The following is a 21204-nucleotide window of genomic DNA, read 5'->3' as shown; positions in this document are numbered from 1 at the left end:
AAGCCCCTGGCTCATGGCCGGCGAGCCGATGTGAGCAGTCCGACGCTTGCATGCGGGACACGTGGGCGGAAGGCCTGGGCCGTCTGTGGGCCGTCGGAGGTCGGCCCAAGGTGGCCAACAACGACCGACAACAACCCTTCAAGCTGAGGCCAACGCCTTGTCGATGTCGGTTGCGTGAGGTCACTCAGCGTCGACGCCACTTCCTGCGAGTGGGAGGAGTACCGCTCGGAGGTCACCGCGTTCGAGCTGCGGAAGAACCTGCCGGTGCTGTAGGGCGGTCGCCGGCGCGTGCGGCGCTGAATCGGTTTTGTGGGGCCGGCGGTCGAGGACCGCCGGCCCCGTCGCGTCCGGTCAGCGCTTGAAGGAGTCCTGGGCCCCTTCCTTCGCGCCCCGCAGCCTGCCCCGCGCCTCCAGGGCGGCTCCCTTCGCCGCGAGGGTCTCCTTGTGCATCGCGTGGGCCGCCTTCCGCACGGTCTTCCCGACCACCTGCTCGGCCTTCGCCTTGGCCTTCTCTCCGGCACTCATCTCCGTACCTCCGCGCAGTCCTGCCGGCCGTGTGCCCTGGGCGGAACGAGGCGAAACGGGGCCTACTTCCAGGTGATGGCCTTGCCGAAGGTGTCGTTGATCCGGGTGGCCACGTCCTTCTGGGCCGCCACCAGGGAGAGCACGCCCGCCACGACGAGGGACCAGCGCAGGCTCTGCGCCGCCGCGTTCGAGGAGATCGCCGGGATCAGGGGGAGCAGGATGCCCGCGGAGATCAGCAGGGCCGGGGGCAGGACCCACAGGAAGAACCTGCGGATCCGGTTGGACCGGGGGATCTCCTCCGGGGCGTTGGCGAGCAGCGCCTCCCGGTCGCCCGTCGCCAGCGCTTCGACACCGGCCAGCATCGACTCCACCAGCCGGTCGAGGTCGTCGTGGTTGCCGATCCGCAGCAGCGCCGCCTTGTGCGCCCGGAAGACCTCCGAGATCCTGAGGGACTCGGTGCGGATCTCGGCCTTCTGGTGGGGTTCGAGCAGGTGCAGCACGTCGCTCGAACGGGCCGCGCTCTCGGCGCTCCGGGCGGCCCGCTCGATGCTCACGGCGCACATGGTCGACACCTTCGGATGGTGGATCCGGCCCCGGTGGAACCAGACCAGCGCGGTCGCGTCGACCCACCTCAGGAGCGCGGCGTCGTAGCGGTGCGTGCGCCTGGTCCGCCTGCGGCTGTAGGAGACGAGATAGGCGAGCAGGGTCATGAACCAGACCCAGCAGCCCGCCACGACGAGCCCGAGGGCCAGTCCGTCGACCGCGGACCGGGCGTAGGAGGGACGACCGCCCAGGTACGGCGAACCGAACCACAGGGCGGCCGACGCGGCGATGATCTGCACCGAAGTGGCGAGCAGCAGGTGGGACAGCAGGTACACGCGGGTGTCGCCGCGGGAGAACCGGAACAGGACGATGAGGACGAGGGTGACGCCGAGCCCCGCGCAGACCGCCGCGAGCAGCCCCTGCACGGCGCCGTCGGGCCGGACACCGGCGAAGTACAGGCTCGCGGCGCAGGCGGCCAGCAGCGCCGCCCCGCTCGTGAACGTCATGACGTCCGCGAAGGGCAGCTCGGCGTAGTTCCTGCGCACCGCCGCGTATATCAGCCGCGGGCGCAGGTCTGCGCGCCGCCGCGCGTCGCCGAACGGGAGGGAGTCGAAATCGCTCACCGTGTCCCTGACCCGCGCCCGGGCTCTGCCCAGAGACCTCTCGTACGCCACGTCCCGCCCCCCGTTCGCCTCGCAGCAAGCGTAGTCAGGCCCCGCGTCACTCCGGGCGCAGGCACTCGATCTCGTAGTCCCCGCTGTCCTCGTCGATCGTCACGCCGTGGGTCTCGCTGCGGAAGCCCGGGAAGCGGCGGTCGAAGGTCTCCAGGGCGGTGAGGTAGCGCAGGAGGGGGCCGTCCGGGGCGCCGGTGGACTCGCCCGGCATGAGGACCGGGATCCCGGGCGGGGTGACCGTCACCATCGCCGCCGCCACCCGGTGCGCCGCGTCGGCGACGCGGACCCGCTCCGTGCCGCCCCGCACCAGCCGCTGGTAGCAGTGCTGGGGCGGGTGGACCGGCTCCGGAAGCCGCTGGAAGGCGGTGTCCAGCAGTTCCACCAGGCGTGCCGAGCGCAGCTGGTCGTGCATCTGCCGGCACAGCTCGCGCAGGGTCAGGTCCGCGTAGCGGCGGGGGTGCGCGGCGACCGCCGCCGGAAGGACACGGCCGAGCGGGGCGTCCGAGTCGTACAGGGCCTTGAAGTCCATCAGGGCGTCCAGCAGCGTGCCCCACTTGCCCTTGGTGATGCCCATGGAGAACAGGATCAGGGTGGTGTAGCTGTCGGTCTTCTCGACCACGATGTTGCGGGTCGCCAGGTAGGCGGTCAGGATCCGCGCCGGGATGCCCTCCTCGGCCATCTCCCCGGTGGCGGTGATGCCGGGGCAGGTCAGCGTGACCTTGACCGGGTCCAGCATGCAGTGGCCCTCGGTCAGTCCGGGGAAGCCGTGCCAGGCGGCGCCGGGCTCCAGCAGCCAGCAGGACTGCTCGGTGCGCAGCAGCTCCGGCGGGGCCTGGTCGAAGGGCAGGCGTTCGCCCGTCGCCGGGTCGGTGACCTCCTCGGGCTGCCACACGCCGAAGAACCACGGCGGGCGGTCCCCGGCGCTCTCCACCCGCCGGCGCAGCCGCACCATCTCCTGCCGGAAGCGGACCGCCTCGGTCACCGCCTCGTCCAGCAGCCACTCGCCCTGCGGGCCGTCCATCATGGCCGTCGCCACGTCCAGCGAGGCGATCATCGGGTACAGGGGCGAGGTGGTGCCGTGCATCATCAGGGCCTCGTTGAAGCGGTCGGGTTCGACCGGGGCCCGGGGCGCGGGCCGTACGTGCACCATCGCCGACTGGGAGAGCGCGGCCAGCAGCTTGTGCGTGGACTGGGTCGCGAAGACGGTCGGCCGGTCCGGGCCGGGGAAGGCCTCGGCGTCCACCGACATGCCGTACCGGCCCGCGTACAGCGGGTGGAAGCGGGCGTAGGCGAACCACGCCTCGTCGAAGTGCACCCGCGGCGTGCTCGCGGCGAGCGCCCGCGCGGTCGGTACGGCGTCGTAACTCAGCCCGTCGTAGGTGGAGTTGGTGAAGACGGCGTACTGGGCGTCCGGCGACGCGGCGCCCGCGGCGAGCGGGTGCGCGGCGATGCGGGCCGCGATGGAGTCCGCCGCCAGCTCGGCCGGGGGCAGCGGCCCGGCGAGGCCGTAGCCGTTGCGGGTCGGCACGAGGTAGACCGGCCGGGCGCCGGAGACCACCAGGCCGTGCAGCACGGACTTGTGGCAGTTGCGGTCCACCAGGGCCAGTTCGTCACGCGTGACGCTGAAGTGGCCGACCAGGCGGTTGCAGGTGGAGTCGCCGTGCAGCACGAAGTAGGTCAGGTCGGAGCCGAAGACGCGGGCCGCGTTGCGCTCGGCCGCGCCGATGGGGCCGGTGTGCTCGAACAGCGAGCCCAGCTCCTCCACCGAGATCGACAGGTCGGAGCGGAGCAGCCGCTCGCCGAAGTAGTCGTGGAAGGCGCGCCCGGCGGCCGACTTGAGGAAGGCGACGCCACCGGAGTGGGCCGGGGTGTGCCAGGAGTACTCGTGGGCGTCGTCGAAGCGGCGCAGCGCCCGGAAGAACGGCGGCAGCACGTCCTCGCGGTAGGCGCGGGCCGCGGTGGTGATCCGGCCGGCGATGAACCCCGGTGTGTCCTCCAGCGGCCACACGTACCCGACGACCGTCTCGGACACCCACAGCGGCAGCTCGCGCACGCCTTCGTCGGCCATGACCAGGAAGACCGGCAGGTCCCGGAAGCGCCGTCCGATCCGGCGCAGTACGGCGGCCCCGCCGGGGGCGTCCTCGACCCGCCCCCCGGGCGCGGCGAGCGCGGCCCCGGGCCCGTCGCCCACCACCCGTGCGCTGCCGGACCCGTCGCCCCCGGCCCGTCCGCCCCCGGATCCGTCACCCGCGGCCCGTCCGTCCCCGGGCAGGTCCCAGGCGACCAGGGCCGCGGCCAGCCCCGCCTCGGTCCGCAGCACCGCTTCGGCGTCCTCGGCGGTGACCGCCCAGCGCACCTCGAAGCCGCCCGCCTCCACCGCGTCCCGGATCGCGCGCAGCTGCTCGGCTCCGGCGCCCTCGGCGCGCGGGTGCTGCGGTACCGCGACCAGGATCCTGCTGTCGGCCATCCCGTGCCCTCGCCTTCCCGGCGACCGCCCGGCCGCCACCCCGGGAAGTCTCGGGGGACGCCCGCCGGGACACGGGCGCCCGCGCCGGTGAACCACCGTGATGACGGAATGCGCGGGCCGCCGCGTTGACCCGGGGTCGGCTGTCCGGGGTACGCCCGTGACCCGGGACCGTCACCCGAGGTAGGCCGGGGACACGGCGGCCGGGCTGATCCGCCGCGGCCGTCCCGACCCGTCCGCCGGCACCTCGTACAGGTCGGCGCCGTAGTCCCCGGGCAGCGCGTACACGACCGTACGGCCGTCTCGCCACACCGCCTGGTCGTCCACGCTCCGCGACTCGGCGAGCGGGGTCTCCCGCAGCGTGCGCAGGTCGAGCACGTACAGCCGCCAGGGGGCGTCCGCGGGCAGGCCCTCGACCCGCTTCTTGTACGCGACCCGGGTGCCGTCGGGGGAGAGGGAGGGGCACTCCACGTTCCGGTGCAGCGTGGTGACCGTACGGCTGCGCAGGTCGCCGCGGACCAGGTACGTCCGCCCCTGCGTGGCCAGCGTCGCGTAGAACGTGCGGTCGTCGGCCGCGAACGTCACCCCCCAGAAGTTGACGTCCGCCGCCCGGTGGCGCCGCCCGTCCTTGACGATCCGGAAGGTCTCCAGGGACGGGATGAGCGCGCCGCTGCGGGTGTCCACGACGGCCGTGCGGGTGGAGAAGGACGTCCCGGCGTACGAGTCCCCGCCCACGAACGCCGTCCAGGCGGCGAAGCGCCCGCTGGGGGAGACCCGCGCCCGGGACGGGATGCCCGGGACGTCGTAGCGGTCCACGGTCCGCAGGCGCGCGTCCAGGATCAGCGCGCGGTAGGTGTCCGAGACCGGCCCGTGCACGGCTTGCAGGCACACTCCGGTGCCCGCGGCGGCGTGGAAGCGCAGGCACCGGAGGCCGGCGGCGGTGCGCGGACCGCCCGGGTCGCCCGCCGGGACGGACGTCAGCTCGTCCCGGTGCGGCCCCCAGGCCATGTTCCGGAACACCAGCCGCCCGGGGTCCCGCAACGTCACCGTGCCCGGGGCGACGCTCGGCCCGCCCGCCCGCGGGTGATCGCGGCGGTCCGCCCGCGCGGAGGCGTGCAGCACGGAGGCCAGCCCGACCGCCGCCAGCACGGCGACGGCCGAGACGAGGATCAGCACGCGGTGGCGTACGGTCATGCGGTCACGGACCCCTTCGGACGCAGGGTGAGGGAGAACGCGGTACACGCGGCGAGCGCCACCGCGGCCCCCGCCAGCGCCGCCCGGTCGCCCCAGAGCGTCCAGGCCGCGCCGAACAGCAGCGAGCAGGCGAACCGGGTCAGCGCCTGCCCGGTCTGGACGACGGCCAGGCCCGAGGAGCGCAGTGCCCCCGGCACGCTCTCCGAGGCGGCGGCCATCAGCACCCCGTCGGTGGCCGCGTAGAAGCCGCCGTGCAGGGCGAGCACGAGATACGGCAGGGCCGCGCCGTGCCAGGAGGTGAGCAGCAGCGCGTACACGGCGAGCAGGGCGCCGTGCCCGGCGACGAAGACCGTCCAGCGGCCCACCCGGTCGGCGAGCCGGCCGAGCACCACCGCCAGCAGCAGGAACGCGGCCGCCGTCCCCAGGGGCAGCAGTGCGAAGAAGCGGTCGGGGACGCCCAGGCGGCGCTGGAGCAGCAGGTAGACGAAGGAGTCGCCGACCGTGGCGAGGCCCAGCAGCAGCGCGCAGACGGTGATCCGGCGCAGCGCGCGGCCGCGCAGCAGCCCCACGGCGGCCCGCAGGGTGGGCCGCTCCGCCCGCGCCGCCGCACCCCGCCCGCCCGGCACGAAGAGCACGAGCACCAGCAGGCCCAGCACCGCCACGCAGAAGCTGACGGTGAACACCGCGTCGTAGCCGTCCACGGTGGCGCGCAGGATCAGGAAGGCCACCAGCGGCCCGAGCAGGGCCCCGGCCGTGTCCATCGCCCGGTGCACCCCGAAGGCGCGCCCGCGCGCCTCGGGCGCGCTCGACAGCGAGATGAGGGCGTCCCGGGGCGCGGTACGCAGGCCCTTCCCGGTGCGGTCCGCGGCGAGCACCAGCCCGATCGGCGTCAGCGTGTGCGCCACCAGCAGCAGCGGCTTGCACACGGCCGAGATGCCGTAGCCCAGCCCGGCCACCCACTTGTGCCGCCCGCCGCCCCGGTCGGCGAAGTGCCCGCCCACCAGGCGTACGAGCGCCGAGAACCCGTTGTAGACGCCGTCCAGCAGCCCGAATCCCAGCGGTGACAGCCCCAGTCCGCCGACCAGGTACAGCGGCAGGACCGCCGTCACCATCTCCGACGACACGTCGGTGACCAGACTGACCGTCCCCAGCGCGAGGACCGTGGGGGCGACCGCGGTACGGCGCCGGCCGGCCGGGGGCCGGACGGCGCCGTGCGCGGACGTACCGGCGCGGCTGTCCGCTACGTACACGTCAGGGCGCCCAGATGCCGGTGATGTCCTTGGCGGTGGCCGCGTTGCCCGCGTGCGTGGTCAGGCCCTGGGTGTCCTCCAGGGTGCGCAGCAGGTCGTAGTGGTTGTACGTCGTGGAGGACGTGGACCCGGCGGCCACGGGCTGCCCGTAGAAGACGGTCGGGATCCGGTTGCCGCTCAGCCGGTTGTCCTCGTCGAAGGTGACGACGAGCAGGCTGTTGTGGGTCTTGGCCCAGGTCGCGTAGGCGCCCAGCTTGTTCTTCAGCCAGGTGTCGCCGGTGGACACCGAGCAGTCGTGCATGTCGCTGCACAGGTTCGGCACGACGAACGACAGCTGGGGCAGCGTCGAGTAGTCCGTCGGGAACTGCGCGAGCGTCTTCGCGGTGGACGTCGGCACGTTGGCGAAGCCGAACCAGGGGTTGTGCTTGCGGGCGTAGTCACCGCTGCTGCACGTGGTGGAACCCTGGCTCGGCAGCGACTCGTTGTAGCTGGCCCAGGTGCGCCCGGCGGCGATCAGCTCGGACGCGAGGTTGGGCTTCGACGAGAAGCCCGGGGTGTAGCAGCTGTCGTCGGTGATGCCCTGCGTGGAACCGGAGAACATCGCGAAGTAGTTGGGCTGGCTCGGGTGCGTCTCGGCGTACGACTGCGTGAGACTGGCGCCCCCGGCCTTCAGCGAGTTGATGTACGGCGCGCTGGAGGACCCGATGACCTGGCTGTACGCGTGGTTCTCGAAGACCACGACCACCACGTGGTCGGGGCTGGGCACGGCGCCCGCGGCGTGGGCGGACTCGCCGCCGAGCCCGGTCCACAGCCCGATCGCGGCCGCGGCGAGGGCCGTTGCGGCCGCGACGGCGGTACGGGCACGGCGGTACGCCGAACGGGCAGGACTGCCGGACACATCAACCTCCGGGAATGGATGGACGGCTGGCGGTGCGGACAGAGCATGCACACGCCAACAATCCCGTGGCCCACGCGGGCCGACCTCCCGGGTGAAGACCGGATGAACGCCGGGTACTCACGCCCCCATGGCGGAGATCCTGATCGGCACCTGCGGCTGGACCGACCCCGAACTGCTCCGGAGCGGCTGGTACCCACCCGGCCACCGCGACGCGGAGAAACGCCTGCGCCACTACGCCACCCGCTTCCCCGTGGTCGAGGCCGACTCGCCCTACTACGCGCTGCCCAGCCCCCGCACCACCACCCTCTGGGCGGACCGCACGCCCCCCGGCTTCCGCTTCGACGTCAAGGCGTTCTCCCTCCTCACCGGCCACCCCACCCGCCCCGCCGCGCTCCCCCCGGACCTGCGCGGCCGCCCCCGCGACGAGGCACTGCGCGCGGAGGTCTGGACCCGTTACGCCGAAGCGCTGGCCCCCCTGCGCGACTCCGGCCGCCTGGGCACCCTCCTCTTCCAGTACCCGCCCTCCCTCACCCCCGGCCCGGCCGCCGAGGCCTTCGTCCGCACCGCCCGGGAACGCGCCCACGGCTGGCCGTTCGCCGTCGAGTTCCGCGACCCCGCGTGGTGGCACCCCGGCCGGGCCGCCCGCACCACCGCCTTCCTCAGGGACCTGGACGCCACCGCCGTGGCCGTCGACACCGCGCAGGGCTTACCGACGTCCATGCCCGGCGTCACGCCCGTCACCACGCCCCGCCTGGCCGTCGTCCGCTTCCACGGCCGCAGCCCCCACTGGGGCACGGGCACCAAGGAGGAGCGCTTCCGCCACACCTACGGCGAGCCGGAGCTCATGGAGTGGCTGCCGCGCGTCCGGGCGCTGGCGGCGGACACGGCCGAGCTGCACATCCTCTTCAACAACTGCTGCGGCGACGCGGCGGCGCGGGCGGCCGGGACGATGCGCGGCCTCCTGACGCCGGCGCTCCCGCACCAGCACGGCTGCCCGCGCACCACGACCTGACCACCACAGCCCCGCGGCCGCCCACGGCGGGAAGGGACGCGGCGGCGGCCCGCACCCCCCGCCGAGGGCACCCGCGGCGAGCCCTCCGGCCGCCGACCACCGGGGGGAGGGGACACCGCACCCGCACCCCCCGCCGCGGGCGTCCGCGGCGAGCCCCACCCGCAGCCGCCACGGCGGGCAGCGGACACCGCACCCGCACGCCCGCCCGTCGGCGCGCGCGGCGAGCCCCACCCGTCGGCGGAGCCGCTCCCGTCCCCTCCGGTTAGGCTCTGGCCAGGACGACGAAAGATCCGAGGGGAGGCCACGGAGATGACGCCGGGGCGCAGGAGCAGCACGTTCACCCGCCTGCTGCGGCACGGCTTCACCGACCCCTCCGCCGCCGAGCGCCTCCTGGACGGCCCCGAGCTGGCCCCCGTCCGCGACGACCCGGTCCTGCTGGAAGCGCTGGGCGCCACCGCCGACCCCGACCTCGCCCTGCACGGCCTGGTCCGCCTCCTGGAGGCGCAGAACGGCCCCACCCACCGCCGGCTGCTGGACACCCTCATCGCGGCCAAGCCCCTGCGCGACCGCCTCCTCGGCGTCCTCGGCGCCTCCGCCGCCCTCGCCGACCACCTGGCCCGCCACCCCGACGACTGGCAGGCCCTGGTCACGTACGAGCCGTACGACCTCCACCCGGGCGTCGCCGAGTTCGAACGCGGCCTGGCCGAGGCCACCGACCCGGTCTCCCTCCGCGTCGCCTACCGCCGCTGCCTGCTGTCCATCGCCGCCCGGGACGTCTGCGGCACCACGGACGTCGCCGAGACCGCGGCGGAACTGGCCGACCTGGCCACCGCCACCCTCCGCGCGGCCCTGGCCCTGGCCGAGCGCGCGGCCCCGCAGGACGCCGCCGCCTGCCGCCTCGCGGTCATCGCGATGGGCAAGTGCGGCGGCCACGAGCTGAACTACGTCTCCGACGTGGACGTCATCTTCGTGGCGGAGCCGGCCGAGGGCACCCCCGAACCCAAGGCCCTCGGCTCCGCGACGCGACTCGCCTCCCACCTCATGCGGATCTGCTCCGAGGCCACCGTCGAGGGCTCCATCTGGCCGGTGGACGCCAACCTGCGCCCCGAGGGCCGCAACGGCCCCCTCGTCCGCACCCTCAGCAGCCACCTCGCCTACTACCAGCGCTGGGCGAAGACGTGGGAGTTCCAGGCCCTGCTCAAGGCCCGCCCGGTGGCGGGCGACGCGGACCTGGGCCGGGCGTACGTCGAGGCGCTGGAACCCATGGTCTGGCAGGCCGCCGAGCGCGAGAACTTCGTGGCGGACGTGCAGAAGATGCGCCGCCGGGTGGTGGAGAACATCCCCGCGGCCGAGATCGAACGGGAACTCAAGCTCGGCCCCGGCGGCCTGCGCGACGTCGAATTCGCCGTCCAGCTCCTCCAGTTGGTGCACGGCCGCACCGACCCCGCGCTGCGCAGCGGCACCACCCTGGACGCCCTCCAGGCCCTCGCCGCCGGCGGCTACGTCGGCCGCGAGGACGCCGCCCGCCTGGACGAGGCGTACCGCTTCCTGCGCTCCATGGAGCACCGCATCCAGCTGTACCGCCTGCGCCGCACCCACCTCGTCCCCGAGGCGGCGGCCGACCAGCGCCGCCTCGGCCGCTCCCTGGGCCTGCGCACCGACCCGGCGGCCGAGCTGATCCGCGAGTGGAAGCGGCACACCGGCGTCGTACGCCGGCTGCACGAGAAGCTCTTCTACCGCCCGCTGCTCGACGCGGTCGCCCAGCTCGCCCCAGGCGAGGCCCGGCTGCGCCCGGAGGCCGCCCGCGAACGCCTGGAGGCACTCGGCTACGCCGACCCGGCCGCCGCCCTGCGCCACCTGGAGGCCCTGGCGTCCGGCGTGAGCCGCAAGGCGGCGATCCAGCGCACCCTCCTGCCGGTCCTCCTCGGCTGGTTCGCCGACTCCGCCGACCCGGACGCCGGCCTGCTGAACTTCCGCAAGGTCTCCGACGCCCTCGGCAAGACCCCCTGGTACCTGCGCCTGCTCCGCGACGAGGGCGCGGCGGCCGAGAACCTGGCCCGCGTGCTGTCCGCGGGCCGCCTCGCCCCGGACCTCCTGCTGCGCGCCCCCGAGGCGGTCGCCCTCCTCGGCGACGGCACCGGCGCGGGCCCCACGGCCGCCGGCGGCGGCCTGGCCCCCCGCGACAGCGCCCAGCTGGAGCAGGAGATCCTGGCCGCCGTCGGCCGCGCGGAGAACGCCGCGCACGGCGTCACCGCCGCTCGCGGCGTCCGCCGCCGCGAGCTGTTCCGCACCGCCGCCGCCGACATCCTCGGCTCCTACGGCACCGAGACCAGCCCCGCCGAGGCCGACCAGGGCGCCCTGGTGGACCGGGTCGGCGCGGCCGTCTCCGACCTCACCGCGGCCACCCTCGCCGGCACCCTGCGCGCGGTCGTCCGGGAGGGCTGGGGCGACACCCTGCCCACCCGGTTCGCGATCATCGGGATGGGCCGCTTCGGCGGGCACGAGCTGGGCTACGGCTCCGACGCGGACGTGCTGTTCGTGCACGAGCCCCAGGACGGCGTGGACGAGCACGAGGCGGCGGCCGCCGCGAACAAGGTCGTGGCCGAGATGCGCCGCCTGCTCCAGCTGCCCAGCACCGACCCGCCCCTGCTCATCGACGCCGACCTGCGCCCGGAGGGCAAGTCGGGGCCGCTGGTGCGCACCCTGAAGTCGTACGAGGCGTACTACCGCCGCTGGTCCCTGGTCTGGGAGTCACAGGCGCTGCTGCGGGCCGAGCCGGTCGCCGGCGACGCGGAGCTGGGCCGCCGGTTCATCGAGCTGATCGACCCGCTGCGCTACCGGGCCGAGGGCCTCGGCGAGGAGGCGGTCCGCGAGATCCGCCGGCTGAAGGCGCGGATGGAGTCGGAGCGGCTGCCGCGCGGCGCCGACCCCAAGCTGCACACCAAGCTCGGACCGGGCGGCCTGTCCGACGTCGAGTGGACCGTCCAGCTGATCCAGCTGCGCCACGGCCACCGGGAGGCGGGCCTGCGCACCCCGCGCACCCGCCGGGCCCTGGCCGCGGCCCGCGAGGCGGGGCTGCTGGCGGCCGAGGACGCGGCGATCCTGGACGAGGCGTGGGTGCTGGCCACCCGGGTGCGCAACGCGGTCATGCTGGTGCGCGGCCGGGCCGGGGACACCTTCCCCACCGAGCCGCGCGAGCTGGCCGCCGTCGGCCGCTACCTGGGCTACGGCGCCGGGCACGCCGGGGACATGCTGGACGCCTACCGCCGTACCACCCGCCGGGCGCGCACGGTGGTGGAGGAGCTGTTCTACGCCGACTGAGCGGAGCGCAGCGGCCGGGCCGCGGGTGCCGGGACCAGCCGGGGCAGGGCGTACGGCAGGCTGCCGTACCAGGCCCGGGCCACCGCGAACCCGAAGCAGAGGCAGAGCAGGCCGCCCACCGCGTCCAGCCAGAAGTGGTTCGCCGTGGCGACGATCACCACCAGGGTTGCCACCGGGTACAGCAGCCCCAGCACCCGCGCCCAGGGCACCGACGCCAGCGCGAATATCGTCAGTCCGCACCACAGCGACCAGCCGATGTGCATGGACGGCATCGCCGCGTACTGGTTCGACATGTGCTTGAGGTCGCCGGAGGCCATCGAGCCCCAGGTGTGGTGCACCATCACCGTGTCCACGAACCGACCGCCGTGCATCAGCCGGGGCGGTGCCAGCGGGAACAGGTAGTAACCGAGCAGGGCCACGCCGGTGGTCGCGAAGAGCACCAGACGGGTCGCCGCGTACCGCCCGGGATGCCATCGGTACAGCCACACCAGCACGCCGAGGGTGAGCACGAAGTGCAGGGTGGCGTAATAGTAGTTCATGCCCACGATGAGCCAATTGACCGAATTGACCGCGTGGTTGATGGACCGCTCCACGGCGACGCCCAGCTCGTGCTCGGTGCGCCAGATCCAGTCCGCGTTGCGCAGCGCCTTGCCGCGCTGCTCCGGCACGGCGTTGCGGATCAGCGAGTAGGTCCAGTAACTCACCGCGACGAGAAGGATCTCGAACCACAGCCGGGGCCGTCGCGCCCGGCGCGGCCCGCGCGGCGGACCCGGACGGTCCTCGCCCGTGACGGCCCGCGGAACGGCCGCCTGCGTGCGACCTTCCGGCGGTGTCACGGTCGAGTCACTCATAGGCACAGAGTCTGCCAGACAAGGCTTCCTCGCCCGATCATCCCAAGGCCGGGTCCGCGCCGCACCTCCTACGACGCGCGCAGGACGTGCGGCGCCGAAGCGGTCGAACCACGCACCACCAGCTCCGGCATGAACACGAACTCGCTGTGCGGCGCCGGCGTCCCGCCGATCTCCTCCAGCAGCGTGCGCACCGCCGCCTGCCCCATCGCCGGGACCGGCTTGCGGATCGTGGTCAGCGGCGGGTCGGTGAAGGCGATCAGCGGGGAGTCGTCGAACCCGACCACGGACACGTCCCGGGGCACCTCCAGGCCCCGCTGCCGGGCCGCCCGTATCGCGCCCAGCGCCATCATGTCGCTGGCACAGACCACCGCCGTGCAGTCCCGCTCGATCAGCGCCGTCGCGGCCGCCTGGCCGCCCTCCAGCGTGTACAGCGAGTGCTGGATCAGCTCGGTCTCGACCGTCTGCGCGGCGAACCCCAGCTGGTCCTGCATCGCCCGGACGAAGCCCTCGATCTTGCGCTGCACCGGCACGAACCGCTTCGGCCCGAGCGCCAGCCCGATCCGGGTGTGCCCCAGCGAGGCCAGGTGCGTCACCGCCAGCGTCATCGCCGCCCGGTCGTCGGGGGAGATGAACGGCGCCTGCACCTTCGGCGAGAACCCGTCCACCAGCACGTACGGCACGCCCTGCGCCCGCAGCCGCTCGTAGCGCTGCATGTCGGCGGTGGTGTCGGCGTGCAGCCCGGAGACGTAGATGATCCCGGCGACCCCGCGGTCCACCAGCATCTCGGTCAGCTCGTCCTCGGTCGACCCGCCCGGGGTCTGCGTGGCGAGCACCGGCGTGTAGCCCTGGCGGGTCAGCGCCTGGCCGATGACCTGGGCCAGGGCCGGGAATATCGGGTTCTCCAGCTCCGGCGTGATCAGCCCCACCAGGCCCTCGCTGCGCTGCCGCAGCCGTACCGGGCGCTCGTAGCCCAGCACGTCCAGGGCGGCGAGCACGGACTGGCGGGTGGTGGCGGCGACGCCCGGCTTCCCGTTGAGGACCCGGCTGACGGTCGCTTCGCTCACCCCCGCCTGCGCAGCGATGTCGGCAAGCCGTGTGGTCACGGCACTGGACTGTACCGGTCGTATGTCGCCTTGCACACCGGCCGGACGCCGGGCGCGGGCGGGCGCACGGCCGGCCGTGGGTTGCTGCGTCATCGCGCTCCCTCGGAATGATGGTGGCAAGAGCTTGCAGAGTCTTGCACAACTGTGGTCCTCGCCGCTCAGCGCCGTCATCACGGGGTTGCGGCGCGGTCGACGGCCGGTCACGACCGGGTAACCATCGTGTCCCCTTGCACTTTTTTTCTGCAAGGTCTTTCGCAACGCTTACATGGCTGTTACGTTCCCTGTCGCCCGGCCGCGGCAACGGCGCAGTCGGCAAGTCGCAGAGACGGCGGACGGGACCGCCCTCTGTACCACTCGGGCTTTAACCCTCAAGGAGAACTCATGCGGCGTGGCATAGCGGCCTCCGCGCTGGTGGCGTCCCTCGCCCTGACGGCGACGGCGTGCGGCGGGAGCGACAGCGACAGCGGGAAGTCGGACGGCCCGGTCACCATCACCTGGTGGGACACCTCCAACGCCACCAATGAGGCGCCGACGTACAAGGCCCTGGTCCAGCAGTTCGAGGCTGCCAACAAGGACATCAAGGTCAAGTACGTCAACGTCCCCTTCGACCAGGCGCAGAACAAGTTCGACACCGCGGCCGGCGCCAAGGGTGCCCCGGACATCCTCCGCTCCGAGGTCGGCTGGACCCCCGCCTTCGCCAAGAAGGGCTTCTTCCTGCCGCTGGACGGCACCGAGGCCCTCGCCGACCAGGGCAAGTTCGAGCCGAACCTGATCAAGCAGGCCCAGTACGAGGGCAAGACGTACGGCGTGCCGTTCGTCACCGACACCCTCGCGCTGGTCTACAACAAGGCGCTGTTCAAGAAGGCCGGCATCACCGAGGCCCCCAAGACCTGGGACGACCTGAAGGCCGCCGCCGCCAAGATCAAGGGCAAGACCGGGGTCGACGGCTACTGGGGCTCCACCCAGGCCTACTACGCCCAGTCCTTCCTCTACGGCGAGGGCACCGACACCGTCGACGTCGACGCCAAGAAGATCACCGTGAACTCGGCCGCCGCCAAGAAGGCCTACGGCACCTGGCTGAGCCTGTTCGACGGCAAGGGCCTGCACAAGGCCGACGCCACCGCCGACGCGTACGCCCACATCCAGGACGCGTTCGTCAACGGCAAGGTCGCCGCGATCATCCAGGGCCCGTGGGAGATCACGAACTTCTACAAGGGCAGCGCCTTCAAGGACAAGTCCAACCTGGGCATCGCCACCGTCCCGGCCGGCTCCGCCGGCAAGGCGGGCGCCCCGACCGGCGGCCACAACCTCTCGGTCTACGCCGGCTCGGACAAGGCCCACCAGGACGCGGCGCTGAAGCTGGTCAAGTTCATGACCTCCGCGCAGGCCCAGGAGACCATCGCCCTGAAGAACTCCACCCTGCCCACCCGCTCCGACGCCTACACCGAGAAGGTCAAGGCCGACCCGGGCATCGCCGGCTACCAGGGCGTCCTCGCCGCCGCCCAGCCCCGCCCGGCGCTGCCCGAGTACAGCTCCCTGTGGGGCCCGCTCGACACCGAGCTGCCCAAGGTCGCCAGCGGCAAGGAGTCGCTGGACAAGGGCCTGAGCAACGCCGAGCTGGCCATCTCCAAGCTGGTGGACGGCTTCAGCAAGTAAGTCCGCGTGGCCGTCGGATCCTCCCGCCGCGAGGAGGGGGGGAAGGATCCGGCGGCCACCGCCCTGTGCCCGGCCCAACCCCTTGAACGTTTGAAGGTGTCGAACCATGACAGTCGCCATCGACCGCGCGACCGGCAAGCGCCGCGGTGACCGCGCGCCTCGTCCCGGGCTGGGGCAGCGCGTGAAGAACGGACTCCAGAGGTACTGGTACGCCTACGCGATGATCGCCCCGGTGGTCGTCGTGCTCGGTGTCCTCGTCGGCTACCCGCTCGTGCGGGGCCTCTACCTCACCCTCACCGACGCCAACAGCCTGAACTCCGCGCGCACGATCGGCGTCAACCACATCGACGCCACCTACACGTTCATCGGCCTGGACAACTACCAGGACATCCTGTTCGGCCCGACCGCGTACGACCGCTTCTGGTCGCACTTCCTGTGGACCGTCTTCTGGACGGTCGCCTGCGTGGCCCTGCACTACACGATCGGCCTCGGCCTCGCGCTCATGCTCAACCAGAAGCTGCGCGGCCGTACCGTCTACCGGCTGCTGCTCGTCCTGCCCTGGGCCGTGCCGACCTTCGTCACCGTCTTCTCCTGGCGGATCATGCTCGCCGACTCCGGCGTGCTCAACCAGCTGCTCGGTGCCCTGCACCTGCCGCAGCCGGAATGGCTGGAGGACACCTTCTGGCAGCGCTTCGCCGCGATCATGGTCAACACCTGGTGCGGTGTGCCGTTCATGATGCTGTCCCTGCTCGGCGGCCTGCAGTCGATCGACTCCTCGCTCTACGAGGCCGCGGAGATGGACGGCGCCACCGCCTGGCAGCGCTTCCGGCACGTCACCCTGCCGGGCCTGCGCTCGGTCAGCTCCACCGTCGTCCTGCTCGGCATCATCTGGACCTTCAACCAGTTCGTCATCATCTTCCTGCTGTTCGGCAAGAACTCCGCCCCGGACGCCCAGATCCTCGTCACCTGGGCCTACGCCCTGGGCTTCGGCCAGCAGCCGCGCGACTTCGCCCAGTCGGCGGCGTACGGCGTGCTGCTGCTGTCGATCCTGACCGTCTTCACCTCCTTCTACTTCCGCTGGCTGAAGCGCAATGACCAGCTCGCCGTCTGACGCCGCAGGAGCCGCCGCCATGAGCACCACCACCCTGGACACGACCGAGACCGCCCCGGCCCCCGCCCCCGCGCCCCGGAGCCCCGGGCGCCGGCGCGGCGAGCGCGGACCGCTGGGCGCCGCCCTGCTGCACGGCGGCCTCGTCGTGGCGAGCCTGATCGCCCTGGCCCCGGTGGCCTGGCTGTGCTACCTGTCCCTCGGCCCGGACAAGGAGGACTACCTGCACCCGGGCGGGATCGCGGGCAAGGCGACCTTCTCCAACTACAGCTTCGTGCTGGAGCACACCGGGTTCCTCGACTGGTTCAAGTCGACGATGATCGTGGCCCTCGGCACCACCCTCATCGGTGTCCTGGTGGCCGCCACCACCGGCTACGCGGTCTCCCGGATGCGCTTCCCCGGCTACAAGCAGCTGATGTGGGTCCTGCTGCTCACGCAGGCCTTCCCGATCGCCATCCTGATCGTGCCGATGTACGAGATCTTCAGCGAGCTCGGTCTCATCGACACCTACTGGGCGCTGATCCTGATCAACTGCACCACCGCCGTGCCGTACAGCGCCTGGCTGCTCAAGGGGTACTTCGACACCATCCCCTTCGAGATCGACGAGGCCGGACGCGTGGACGGACTCAGCCCCTTCGGCACCTTCTTCCGGCTGATCCTCCCGCTGGCCCGCCCGGGCCTGGCCGTCGCCGCCTTCTACAACTTCATCACCGCCGTCGGCGAGGTGGCCTTCGCGACCACCTTCCTGCTGGACGACTCCAAGTACACCTTCGCCGTCGGGCTCCAGACCTTCGTCAGCGAGCACGACGCCCAGTGGAACTACATGGCCGCCACCGCGGTGCTGATCGCGATACCCGTGACCGTGTTCTTCTACCTCGTGCAGAAGAACCTCGTCACCGGCCTCACCGCGGGCGGCACCAAGGGCTGACGCCCGCACGAGGACTCCCGCGCGCCCTACCGCGCGGGCAGGCGGGCCGCGGTGCCCATCCGACCCCGCTGTCACCGCGGCCCGCCCCGCACCCCTCCACCTCCGTCCCGGCCCGCCGCCGCACCCACCGCCCGACCACATGCCCCAGTTACGTATCAAGGACGCCATGAGCCAGCAGCACACTGCCGCACCGGCCCGCCACTCCGCCGCCGCCACCGTCGCCGACCGCCGCGACTGGTGGCGGGACGCGGTCATCTACCAGGTCTACCCGCGCAGCTTCGCCGACAGCAACGGCGACGGCATGGGCGACCTGGAGGGCGTACGCTCCCGCCTGCCCTATCTGCGTGACCTCGGCGTCGACGCCGTGTGGCTCAGCCCCTTCTACGCCTCCCCGCAGGCCGACGCCGGCTACGACGTCGCCGACTACCGTGCCGTCGACCCCATGTTCGGCTCCCTGCTGGACGCCGACGCGCTGATCCGTGACGCCCACGCGCACGGCCTGCGCATCATCGTGGACCTGGTCCCCAACCACTCCTCCGACCAGCACGAGTGGTTCAAGCGCGCCCTCGCCGAGGGCCCCGGCTCCCCGCTGCGCGAGCGCTACCACTTCCGCCCCGGCAAGGGCGAGAACGGCGAACTCCCGCCCAACGACTGGGAGTCGATCTTCGGCGGCCCGGCCTGGACGCGGGTGACCGAGCCGGACGGCACCCCCGGCGAGTGGTACCTGCACCTCTTCGCCCCGGAGCAGCCCGACTTCAACTGGGAGCACCCGGCCGTCGGCGACGAGTTCCGCTCCATCCTCCGCTTCTGGCTGGACATGGGCGTCGACGGCTTCCGCATCGACGTCGCCCACGGCCTGGTCAAGGCGGCGGGCCTGCCCGACCTCGGCTCCCACGACCAGCTGAAACTGCTGGGCAACGATGTCATGCCGTTCTTCGACCAGGACGGCGTGCACGACGTCTACCGGCAGTGGCGCCTGATCCTGGACGAGTACGCGGGCGAGCGCATCTTCGTCGCCGAGGCATGGACGCCGACCGTCGAGCGCACGGCGAACTACGTCCGCCCCGACGAGCTGCACCAGGCCTTCAACTTCCAGTACCTGGGCACGGAGTGGGACGCGGAGGAGCTCCGCACGGTCATCGACCGCACCCTGGAGGCCATGCGCCCGGTCGGCGCCCCGGCCACCTGGGTGCTCTCCAACCACGACGTGACCCGGCACGCCACCCGGTTCGCCAACCCGCCCGGCCTCGGCACCCAGATCCGCACCGCGGGCGACCGCGAGCTGGGCCTGCGCCGCGCCCGCGCCGCCACCCTGCTGATGCTGGCCCTGCCCGGCTCGGCCTACATCTACCAGGGCGAGGAACTCGGTCTCCCCGACGTCGTGGACCTGCCCGACGAGGTGCGCCAGGACCCGGCGTTCTTCCGCGGCGCCGGCCAGGACGGGTTCCGCGACGGCTGCCGGGTGCCGATCCCGTGGACCCGCGAGGGCTCCTCCTACGGCTTCGGCAGCGGCGGCAGCTGGCTGCCCCAGCCGCCGGCGTGGGCCGAGCTGAGCGTCGAGGCGCAGACCGCGCAGCCCGGCTCGACGCTGGAGCTGTACCGCGCGGCGCTGCGTCTGCGCCGGGCCCGGCCCGACCTCGGCGCGGGCGACGCGGTCGAGTGGCTGCGGGCGCCCGAGGGAGTCCTGGCCTTCCGGCGCGGCGACTTCGTGTGCGTCGCGAACACCACGGGCGAGTCGGTGACGACCCCGGCCTACGGCCGGGTGCTGCTCAGCAGCGGCGAGGTGACCGAGGCCGACGGCGAGGCGAAGCTGCCGGCCGACACGACGGTGTGGTGGACGGCCGTGGCCTGACGGCCCTTCTGAAAGTTCTTGCATCAACTTCACAACGGCCCGCTGTCTTTCGGACGGCGGGCCTTTAACATCTGCGTCACCGCAAGTTTGCTGAAACATTTCAGCAAGCGCCTTCAAGGACGAAGGACCCCACATGGCACGCAGAAGCCTTCCCGTGGCGCTCGCCCTCACGGCCGCCACCCTTGTCATGAGCCCGACTGCCGCGCAGGCCTCCCCGCCCGGCACCAAGGACGTCACCGCCGTCCTCTTCGAGTGGAAGTACGCCTCGGTCGCCAAGGAGTGCACCACCGCCCTCGGCCCGGCCGGCTACGGATACGTCCAGGTCTCCCCGCCCGCCGAGCACATACAGGGCGCGCAGTGGTGGACGTCGTACCAGCCGGTGTCGTACAAGATCGCGGGCCGCCTCGGCGACCGCACGGCGTTCAAGAACATGGTCGACACCTGCCACGCGGCCGGTGTGAAGGTCGTGGTCGACACGGTCGTCAACCACATGGCGGCGGGCTCGGGCACCGGCACCGGCGGCACGTCGTACACCAAGTACGCCTACCCCGGCCTGTACTCCTCCTACGACTTCGACGACTGCACCGCGCAGGTCACGAACTACGCAGACCGCTGGAACGTCCAGCACTGCGAACTCGTCGGCCTCGCCGACCTGGACACGGGCGAGGAGTACGTCCGCAAGTCCATCGCCGGCTACATGAACGACCTGCTCACGCTGGGGGTCGACGGCTTCCGCGTGGACGCGGCCAAGCACATCCCGGCGGGCGACCTCGCCGCGATCAAGAGCCGCCTGACCAACCCGGGCGTCTACTGGAAGCAGGAGGTCATCTACGGCGCCGGCGAGGCCGTCCAGCCCACCGAGTACACCGGCAACGGCGATGTGCAGGAGTTCCGCTACGCCTACGACCTCAAGCGGGTCTTCACCAACGAGAAGCTCGCCTACCTCAACAACTTCGGCGAGGGCTGGGGCTACCTGGGCGGCGCGGGCGCCGGTGTCTTCGTGGACAACCACGACACCGAGCGCAACGGCAGCACCCTGAACTACAAGAACGGCGCCGACTACACGCTGGCCAACGTCTTCATGCTCGCCCACCCCTACGGCGCCCCGGACGTCAACTCCGGCTACGAGTGGTCCGACGCCGACGCCGGCCCGCCGAACGGCGGCTCGGTCACCGCCTGCTGGCAGGACGGCTGGAAGTGCCAGCACGCCTGGCCGGAGATCATGCGCATGGTCGCCTTCCGCAACGCGACGCGCGGCCAGGCCGTCACCGACTGGTGGGACAACGGCAACGACGCGATCGCCTTCGGCCGGGGCGCCAAGGGATACGTGGTGATCAACCACGAGACCGGCAGCCTGACCCGGACGTTCCAGACCTCGCTGCCCGCGGGCACGTACTGCAACGTCCAGAACAACACGACGGTGACGGTGAACTCCGCCGGGCAGTTCACCGCCACCCTGGGCTCGAACACGGCTCTGGCGGTCTACGCCGGAAAGCCGAGCTGCTGAGCCTGGAGGACCACCTCCAGGTGTCGTTCGCCGTGCAACCGGACGAACCGCCCGTCGCGCACGCGCGGTTCGTCCCGGACTCCCCGGTCACGTTCACGACAGTTTCACCGCCTTTGCCGGGTCCCGGCCGCCGAGCGCCGGGACCGGCCCGACGACGTACACGGTGGTGCCGGAGGGCGCGGGCGCCGACGGCAACCACCGGTGGGCGAGGGCGAGCCGAGAAGAGCGCGTCAAGGTGGAAGGTGAAACTTCTTGCCAGGGGTTTCAACCCTCTTGCTGTAAACCTTTCGTCGGCGATACGGTCGCGCGGGGTCGGAC

The 21204-nt window shown here is 72.5% G+C and carries 16 protein-coding genes; 7 read left to right on the top strand and 9 right to left on the bottom strand.

Annotated features, from left to right (window positions below; translation table 11 throughout):
* Window positions 1-351: 351 nt before the first annotated feature.
* The 6 genes from ABZ576_RS01570 to ABZ576_RS01545 all read right to left on the bottom strand — a co-directional run bounded on the left by ABZ576_RS01570 (window position 352) and on the right by ABZ576_RS01545 (window position 7548).
* Complete coding sequence (locus tag ABZ576_RS01570) at window positions 352-525, bottom strand: hypothetical protein (RefSeq protein ID WP_360734532.1); 174 nt, start codon at window positions 523-525, stop codon at window positions 352-354.
* A 62-nt stretch (window positions 526-587) separates the two neighbouring features.
* Window positions 588-1691, bottom strand: coding sequence for a hypothetical protein (locus ABZ576_RS01565; protein ID WP_360734529.1), 1104 nt, complete (start codon window positions 1689-1691; stop codon window positions 588-590).
* A gap of 97 nt (window positions 1692-1788) precedes the next feature.
* Window positions 1789-4209: an Orn/Lys/Arg decarboxylase N-terminal domain-containing protein gene (locus tag ABZ576_RS01560; RefSeq protein ID WP_360734526.1), complete on the bottom strand. Its 2421-nt coding sequence runs from the start codon at window positions 4207-4209 to the stop codon at window positions 1789-1791.
* A 171-nt stretch (window positions 4210-4380) separates the two neighbouring features.
* Window positions 4381-5400, bottom strand: a complete 1020-nt coding sequence (locus ABZ576_RS01555) for a TolB-like translocation protein (RefSeq protein WP_360734523.1) — start codon at window positions 5398-5400, stop codon at window positions 4381-4383.
* Entirely contained in the window at window positions 5397-6650 is a 1254-nt protein-coding gene (locus ABZ576_RS01550) for an MFS transporter (protein WP_360734520.1), read from the bottom strand. Before ABZ576_RS01550 ends, ABZ576_RS01555 begins: the two co-directional genes overlap by 4 nt.
* Before the next feature lies 1 nt (window position 6651).
* Window positions 6652-7548, bottom strand: a complete 897-nt coding sequence (locus ABZ576_RS01545; protein WP_360734517.1) for an alkaline phosphatase family protein — start codon at window positions 7546-7548, stop codon at window positions 6652-6654.
* Window positions 7549-7675: 127 nt separating this feature from the next.
* Between ABZ576_RS01545 and ABZ576_RS01540 the strand changes: the two genes are divergently transcribed.
* Together ABZ576_RS01540 and ABZ576_RS01535 are read left to right on the top strand one after the other, a co-directional pair.
* Window positions 7676-8560, top strand: coding sequence for a DUF72 domain-containing protein (locus ABZ576_RS01540; protein ID WP_360734514.1), 885 nt, complete (start codon window positions 7676-7678; stop codon window positions 8558-8560).
* 309 nt (window positions 8561-8869) lie between these two features.
* On the top strand, window positions 8870-11881 hold the full coding sequence (locus tag ABZ576_RS01535; RefSeq protein ID WP_360734511.1) for a bifunctional [glutamine synthetase] adenylyltransferase/[glutamine synthetase]-adenylyl-L-tyrosine phosphorylase: 3012 nt from the start codon (window positions 8870-8872) through the stop codon (window positions 11879-11881).
* Here the strand turns inward: ABZ576_RS01535 and ABZ576_RS01530 are convergent.
* Window positions 11869-12732 carry a phosphatase PAP2 family protein gene (locus ABZ576_RS01530; RefSeq protein ID WP_360734508.1) on the bottom strand — a complete coding sequence of 288 codons (864 nt, stop codon included), beginning with the start codon at window positions 12730-12732 and terminating at the stop codon, window positions 11869-11871. The two genes, ABZ576_RS01535 and ABZ576_RS01530, sit on opposite strands and share 13 nt — an antisense overlap.
* Window positions 12733-12800: 68 nt before the next feature.
* The gene (locus ABZ576_RS01525) at window positions 12801-13835 is read right to left on the bottom strand and encodes a LacI family DNA-binding transcriptional regulator (RefSeq protein ID WP_360734505.1); all 1035 of its coding nucleotides are present in this window, start codon (window positions 13833-13835) and stop codon (window positions 12801-12803) included.
* Window positions 13836-14216: 381 nt separating this feature from the next.
* Between ABZ576_RS01525 and ABZ576_RS01520 the strand changes: the two genes are divergently transcribed.
* The 5 genes from ABZ576_RS01520 to ABZ576_RS01500 all read left to right on the top strand — a co-directional run bounded on the left by ABZ576_RS01520 (window position 14217) and on the right by ABZ576_RS01500 (window position 20886).
* Window positions 14217-15491, top strand: coding sequence for an extracellular solute-binding protein (locus ABZ576_RS01520; RefSeq protein ID WP_360734503.1), 1275 nt, complete (start codon window positions 14217-14219; stop codon window positions 15489-15491).
* A 106-nt stretch (window positions 15492-15597) separates the two neighbouring features.
* Window positions 15598-16602, top strand: a complete 1005-nt coding sequence (locus ABZ576_RS01515; RefSeq protein ID WP_360734500.1) for a sugar ABC transporter permease — start codon at window positions 15598-15600, stop codon at window positions 16600-16602.
* Window positions 16603-16621: 19 nt separating this feature from the next.
* Window positions 16622-17527 carry an ABC transporter permease subunit gene (locus ABZ576_RS01510; protein ID WP_360734497.1) on the top strand — a complete coding sequence of 302 codons (906 nt, stop codon included), beginning with the start codon at window positions 16622-16624 and terminating at the stop codon, window positions 17525-17527.
* Window positions 17528-17693: 166 nt separating this feature from the next.
* A complete protein-coding gene (locus ABZ576_RS01505) occupies window positions 17694-19379 on the top strand; it encodes an alpha-amylase family glycosyl hydrolase (RefSeq protein WP_360734495.1) in 1686 nt (561 codons plus the stop codon).
* A 133-nt stretch (window positions 19380-19512) separates the two neighbouring features.
* The gene (locus ABZ576_RS01500) at window positions 19513-20886 is read left to right on the top strand and encodes an alpha-amylase family protein (RefSeq protein WP_360734492.1); all 1374 of its coding nucleotides are present in this window, start codon (window positions 19513-19515) and stop codon (window positions 20884-20886) included.
* 93 nt (window positions 20887-20979) lie between these two features.
* Here the strand turns inward: ABZ576_RS01500 and ABZ576_RS01495 are convergent, their stop codons facing one another.
* Window positions 20980-21120, bottom strand: a complete 141-nt coding sequence (locus tag ABZ576_RS01495) for a hypothetical protein (RefSeq protein WP_360734489.1) — start codon at window positions 21118-21120, stop codon at window positions 20980-20982.
* Window positions 21121-21204: the final 84 nt, after the last annotated feature.

Source organism: Streptomyces sp. NPDC013455 (genome assembly GCF_040632975.1).
Lineage (GTDB): Bacteria > Actinomycetota > Actinomycetes > Streptomycetales > Streptomycetaceae > Streptomyces.
The sequence above is the reverse complement of the archived record's forward strand: the minus strand, read 5'-3'. Positions and strand labels throughout refer to the sequence as shown.